The sequence below is a fragment of the Paraburkholderia nodosa DSM 21604 genome (assembly GCF_000519185.1).
Lineage (GTDB): Bacteria > Pseudomonadota > Gammaproteobacteria > Burkholderiales > Burkholderiaceae > Paraburkholderia > Paraburkholderia nodosa.
This window is the reverse complement of record NZ_KI912597.1, coordinates 1-1,752: the sequence shown is the minus strand read 5'-3', so window position 1 is coordinate 1,752 and position 1,752 is coordinate 1. Positions and strand designations below refer to the sequence as shown.

General features: G+C 64.1%; 1 protein-coding gene. It reads right to left on the bottom strand.

Going from position 1 to position 1,752, the window contains the following annotated elements; genetic code table 11:
• Position 1: 1 nt before the first annotated feature.
• Positions 2-1,495, bottom strand: coding sequence for an IS21 family transposase (gene istA / locus A3CW_RS0144640; protein ID WP_028209223.1), 1,494 nt, complete (start codon positions 1,493-1,495; stop codon positions 2-4).
• Between the last annotated feature and the right edge of the window lie 257 nt (positions 1,496-1,752).

The following is a 1,752-nucleotide window of genomic DNA, read 5'->3' as shown; positions in this document are numbered from 1 at the left end:
TTCATGCGGCCACCTTGTCGAGTAGTTCGTCATAGACTGCGACGGGAGGCATCTCGACCACCACCTCGGGACACAGCGCCTCACGCGGAGCGAATTCGTCGCGCAACTGCTTCAGGTCTGGCAGTTCGCCGACGACGAGCAACGCATCAAGCCGCTGTGCCAGCAACGCTTCAACGCCGTGGCGCCCTGCAAGTTCGAGCAGCCCCNCCATGGTCTTGCATGCCTGACGTTGCGTCAGTTGCGCCTCCAGCCGTTCCCAGGTCCGGCGGTAGGCCTCGCGCGGAAACAGCGCGTCGCGAAACGCAAGTCCCCTGAACGCCTGGGGCTTGCGCTTGAGAGAGTCAATGAAGTGACGGTAATCCAGCGCGTGGCGGTTGTCGGCGGCACGGGAGCCTCGCGGCGTACTGTGCACCAGTGCGCCCGACAGATAGCAGTCGAGCCGGTCACCGTAGAGTCGCACCTTCAGGCGGTGGCCGATCAGGCGCGATGGCGCGCTGTACAGGATGCCGCGCACGGTAAACGTGCTGCAGCGGGTCACGAGCGCCTCTTCCTCGACGAAGTCAGTGGTACGACGTTCAGGTAGATCCTGCAGTTGTGCGCGCTCGATGCGAAACGCCGCGGCGTTGCGCCGGTTCCGGCGCATCACCACTTCGCGTACGAATTCATCGTAGGCGGTCCGATCAGCGAAGTCGCGATGGCCGCGCAGCATCAAGGCCTGGTCGACCGCCTCCTTCAGATACCGATGCGAGGATTCCACGCTGCCGTTCTCGTGACCCAGGCCGCGATTATTGCGCGTGCCCTCCATGCCGTAATGATCGAGCAGCGCGGCGTAACGCGTCGTGAAGTCCTCCTGCTCGGTCAGGTTCTTGAAGGCGGCCGACAGGCTGTCAGAGCGATGTTCGCGCGGGCAGCCGCCCGCCTGCCATAGCGCGTTCTGCAATCCGGTCGCAAGGGCCTCGAAACTCTCACCACCCTCAACCACGTTCGCATACTCCCAGCGCGAGAACGCCAGCACGAAGTGATACAGCCGGTGGCCGAACGGGGCGCCGCCGATCGTCACGCACAGCTTGCTCATATCGGTGAAGTCCGACAGTCCGCGCACGCCGGGTTGATGCTCCTGGGGGAAGAACACCTCCTGGGTGGGGCCCTCAAGTGCTCGCCACTGGCGAATACGCCGCTCCAGTGTGCGCCGCATGCTATCGGGATACCGATCCGGATGATCATCCTGCAGCTTGCGCAGGACCGTGATGCCCATCAGGTGGGGCGCGTTGCGCAGCAGTGGCACGACTTCGCTATCCCAGACGTCGACGAACGGATCGGGGCGGGNGCGCCACGAATGACGCGGCTTCTGGGATGGCAACGTGGCATCGCGCTCGATGCGGCGTGCCGTACGCACGCTGATGCCAGTCTTGGCGGCCGCGACTTCCTGCGGATGGTGTTTGCGCTTGTTCATGTAGAGACGAACCTGTTGGTCGGTGATGCGGGTTCCAGACATGAGCTGACCGCTTCTTCTTTAAGCTTCGATCAGCCCATCCTAAAGCCCCGCCGACGCAGCGCTGCCGGTGGCTCGTCGTCTCCGGCGGCTACGCCGCCTGCGACTCCTCACCACCGGCCAAAACAATCGTCAACGACCGGCCAACATAATTGTCGCCGCCCACAGGCCGAACACGAGCCGACGCAACGCGAAGCACAAGATCTGGCCGTACTTGCTGCGCGGCCTGAAGATCGACCGGCCCAATCAGGCCTGGGCGC